Genomic DNA, 3,672 nt, shown 5'->3' with positions numbered 1-3,672 from the left:
GCCGCCGCAACGGCCAGATAGGTCTTGCCCGTACCAGCCGGGCCGATACCGAAGGTGAGATCATTATGGCGGATAGACTCCAGATAATGGCGCTGCCGTTGCCCGCGACCACGAATCATCCCTTTGAGGGTCTGTACGCCGGCAGACTCCACCGTCGTAGCGCCAGCCTCCGCCTCCAGTTGCACATTCTGGATGCTGTGATGTACCCAATGACTGGACAGGGATCGGCCCTGGCGTACTTGAGCATACAACTTGGAGAGCACTTCCTGCGCTGCCTGCGCAGAAGCGGCTGTCCCGGTGATATGAAAGCGTGTGCCGCGGGGCAGGATAACCACTCCCAAGCGCGACTCGATCTGTTTGATATGGCTGTCCAGCTCGCCGGACAGTTCGGAGAGCATCGCCGCACTGGCATGTTCAGCGACAAAATCGCTGTGACTGACACTCTGCGTCTTACCGGGAGGCTCCATGGGATTATATGGCAAGGCGCTGGCTCGCCGGCGCCACATGCCCGCGCAGACTATTGGGCAGCGCTGCCGTAATTTCGACATCCAGCATCTGTCCAACCCAATCCATGGATCCCGCCATATTGACTGAGCGATTGCAGGCGGTCTTGCCCGTCAGTTGCTGCGGATCACGGCGCGACGGTCCAGTCATCAGTACCGCCTGCCGCGTACCCACCAAGGCTTGCGCGTAGCCCTGCGCCAGCCCGTTGATGCGCCCCTGTAATATCGCCAGACGCTCATCCTTGAGGGCCTCTGGCACACTGTCTTCCAGCTTCAGTGCCGGCGTATTGGGGCGCTGGCTGTATTTGAAGGAAAACGACTGATCGAAGCGCACTGCATCGATCAATTCCATGGTCGCAGCAAAATCCGCATCGGTTTCACCCGGAAACCCCACGATGAAATCCGAAGAAATCTGGATACCCGGACGGGCGGCACGCAGGCGATCAATCTTATCCAGATACTGCTCAACCGTATGCTTGCGATGCATACGCCGCAAAATACGGTCAGAACCACTTTGTACCGGCAAGTGCAGGTGGGGTGCCAGCATTTCAATATTGCCATGCGCGGCAATCAATTCGTCATCAAGGTTACTGGGATGGGACGTGGTATAACGCAGGCGCAGTAAACCGGGAATTCGTGCCAGACGTTCCAGCAGATCGGCCAGGCCGCCCTCGCCCACCAGCCCCGTCGCGCCCCGATAGGCATTGACGTTCTGCCCCAGCAGGGTGATCTCACGCACGCCCTGCTCTGCCAACGCACGCACCTCACGCAGGATATCGGGCATGGTGCGGCTATATTCCCGTCCCCGGGTATGGGGTACCACGCAGAAGGTACAGAATTTATCGCAGCCTTCCTGAATGGTAACAAAAGCGGTGGCTCCGTCGCGGCCCGGTCGCTGCGGCAAATAATCAAACTTTTCCAGCATCGGGAAGGCGACGTCCACCTGCGGACGGCGCTCGGCCAAACAGGCATCCAGCAAATCCGGCAGACGGTGCAGCGTCTGCGGTCCGAACACCAGATCCACGTAAGGAGCGCGCCGCCTTAACCGCTCTCCTTCCTGACTGGCTACACAGCCCCCTACACCGATCACCACCTCAGGGCGCAGTTCCTTGAAAGGGCGCCAAAAGCCGAGCTGAGTAAAGACCTTGTCTTCGGCCTTTTCACGGATGGAGCAGGTGTTGAGCAGGAGCACATCGGCGAGCGCCGGATCGTCCACCAGATGCAATCCATGACTAACCGCAAGCACATCACCCATGCGCTCGGAGTCATACGCATTCATCTGACAGCCGTAAGTCTTGATATACAGGTTCTGCAATGCATTCCCAGAAAAAGTGAGGACTTATGAACGATGATAGGGCCACCCCGAAGGATTGACAAGGGGCGGCCGCCGATTACGGAATCACCCCAGACCCAGCGCTGATTTCAGCAAGAAGTGAAAGTGCTGATCATCCTGAACACTGCCCAGCAGACCAAAACGAGTGGCCACCGCAGTGACCTGCGGACCCTTCGGCGTGATCGTTACATCCACCAGCATGTGCCCGTTACGTGCATGAATAACGCTGCCTTGGGAGGATGTGCCCGCACTTTCGGTATTGAGGATGACACAATGCATCTGCCCCAGCACCTGCGTAGTTGCCGCGAGGGTGGGCTGAAATGCCCTCGGGTAGTAGTGGGTGCTCTGGCCCGTATAGACGGCAGCCAGCGGCCCGCCCCCGTCCGCCGTGCTACAGGCGGTGAGCAAGGTCGGGGACATCATCATCATCATGATCAGAAGCAATCGCTTATTCATATCCATCCTCATTAAACCCGGAAGATTCAGTCTCCCATGCCGCCAGTATAACCCAAAAGTAGTCCGGCATGACGCCATCTGCAGCGCCGTGCTACAATACGCGCCATTCATTCGGCGACGCGATGACCAGCGTTTTGCCTCCACCGGTGGAGAAAGCCCATGTCCCGATCTTCTGGGCCGATGTCCCAGGCTTGGCACTTTACCCGCGAATTTTTACGCGATCCTCATGCTATTGGGGCTGTGCTGCCCAGTTCCCCCTTCCTCGCCCGCCGTATGGCCGCCATGGTGCCCCACAGCCCCGGTCTGGTGGTCGAATTGGGGCCGGGCATGGGGCCGGTAACCAAGGCCTTACTGGAAAGCGGCATACCACCGCAGGATTTGGTTCTTGTCGAACAGGCGCCGGCCATGGTCCGCCACCTGCGTCAGCATTATCCCGAGGTGGAAGTTATTGAAGGAGACGCAGCGCACATTCAACACTTGGTGGCGCATCGCGGTCCGATCCGCGCCGTGGTGTCCAGCCTGCCGCTGCGCAGCATTCCCAAAGCGATCGTCGAGCGCATCTTTCAGCAACTTCCGGGGATCAGTCATCACGGTACGGTCTTCATCCAGTTTACCTACCACTTCCGCAGTTCCTGCCAGGGCTTGCCATCGGAGTTTCGTCGCCGACGCGTCGCCGTGGTCTGGCGCAATGTGCCACCGGCACGGGTAGACGCCTTCATTTATCACGCACCCCAGCAGCGCTGATTTGGTCGCGTTGACAAAAGAAGAGGCGAGAATGATGAGGCATGACCGAAAGACGCAGAGTGCCACGTCAGACAATGGGCCCCTGCCCTGTTCCAAAATGATCACCAAAAATCCGCCTCCCCTGCGCCATGCTTCTCGGACGCTATGGCCTTGGCTAACCTTGCCTGCCTCCCTCACCGCAGCGCTGCAACGGGCTTACGGAAAGCCGCATGCGGTGCGGGCGCTGTTGCTGGGGAGCGGACGTGCGAATCCAAAGCCGACTGAGCGCCGCGTATTGCGCCTACACCGCGGAGAGCAGGTTTTTTGGCGCGAGGTCCTCTTGCATGGTGGCGACCCAATGCGTCCGGCGCTCTGGGCGCGCACGACCATTCCTTTGTGCGGACTGCGTCACGGCTTGTTACCGCTTACCCGCCATGGCACGCGCCCCATCGGCAACACCCTATTCCGTCACCGACGTTTGCGGCGCTCCCCGATTCAAGCCGAGAGCCGACCACGATTCGGCCGCCGCCGCTGGCAGCGGCGGTCCATATTGCGTCGCGGTGACACGGGTGTCCTGGTGGAAGAGCATTTCCTGCCGGACCTGCCACGCTGGGCTGGTCGAGGACGACGCTGATGCTAGCGACTCCCGCGCCGTTC

The 3,672-nt window shown here is 59.7% G+C and carries 5 protein-coding genes; 2 read left to right on the top strand and 3 right to left on the bottom strand.

Annotated features, from left to right (window positions below):
- From AC2VNK_RS01925 to AC2VNK_RS01915, 3 genes are all read right to left on the bottom strand, one after another.
- The coding region (locus AC2VNK_RS01925) for a PhoH family protein (RefSeq protein WP_486882610.1) at nt 1–467 on the bottom strand (467 nt) is incomplete at its 3' end.
- A gap of 4 nt (nt 468–471) precedes the next feature.
- Nucleotides 472–1,818: a tRNA (N6-isopentenyl adenosine(37)-C2)-methylthiotransferase MiaB gene (gene miaB, locus AC2VNK_RS01920; protein ID WP_291524549.1), complete on the bottom strand. Its 1,347-nt coding sequence runs from the start codon at nt 1,816–1,818 to the stop codon at nt 472–474.
- Between the two features lie 84 nt (nt 1,819–1,902).
- Complete coding sequence (locus AC2VNK_RS01915; protein ID WP_486882609.1) at nt 1,903–2,292, bottom strand: DUF3568 family protein; 390 nt, start codon at nt 2,290–2,292, stop codon at nt 1,903–1,905.
- Between the two features lie 159 nt (nt 2,293–2,451).
- On the opposite strand from AC2VNK_RS01915, the gene AC2VNK_RS01910 reads away from it, so the two are divergent.
- Together AC2VNK_RS01910 and AC2VNK_RS01905 are read left to right on the top strand one after the other, a co-directional pair.
- Nucleotides 2,452–3,036: a class I SAM-dependent methyltransferase gene (locus AC2VNK_RS01910; RefSeq protein ID WP_486882608.1), complete on the top strand. Its 585-nt coding sequence runs from the start codon at nt 2,452–2,454 to the stop codon at nt 3,034–3,036.
- Between the two features lie 31 nt (nt 3,037–3,067).
- Nucleotides 3,068–3,649, top strand: coding sequence for a chorismate--pyruvate lyase family protein (locus AC2VNK_RS01905; RefSeq protein ID WP_486882607.1), 582 nt, complete (start codon nt 3,068–3,070; stop codon nt 3,647–3,649).
- Nucleotides 3,650–3,672 lie beyond the last annotated feature (23 nt).

Source organism: Acidithiobacillus sp. TH-A35 (assembly GCF_057473505.1).
The sequence above is the reverse complement of the archived record's forward strand: the minus strand, read 5'-3'. Positions and strand labels throughout refer to the sequence as shown.

Excerpts from the sequence above, each read along its gene's own strand:
- AC2VNK_RS01915 (WP_486882609.1), bottom strand. The coding sequence starts at position 2,292 with ATGAATAAGCGATTGCTTCTGATCATGATGATGATGATGTCCCCGACC.
- AC2VNK_RS01910 (WP_486882608.1), top strand. The coding sequence starts at position 2,452 with ATGTCCCGATCTTCTGGGCCGATGTCCCAGGCTTGGCACTTTACCCGC.
- AC2VNK_RS01905 (WP_486882607.1), top strand. The coding sequence starts at position 3,068 with ATGATGAGGCATGACCGAAAGACGCAGAGTGCCACGTCAGACAATGGG.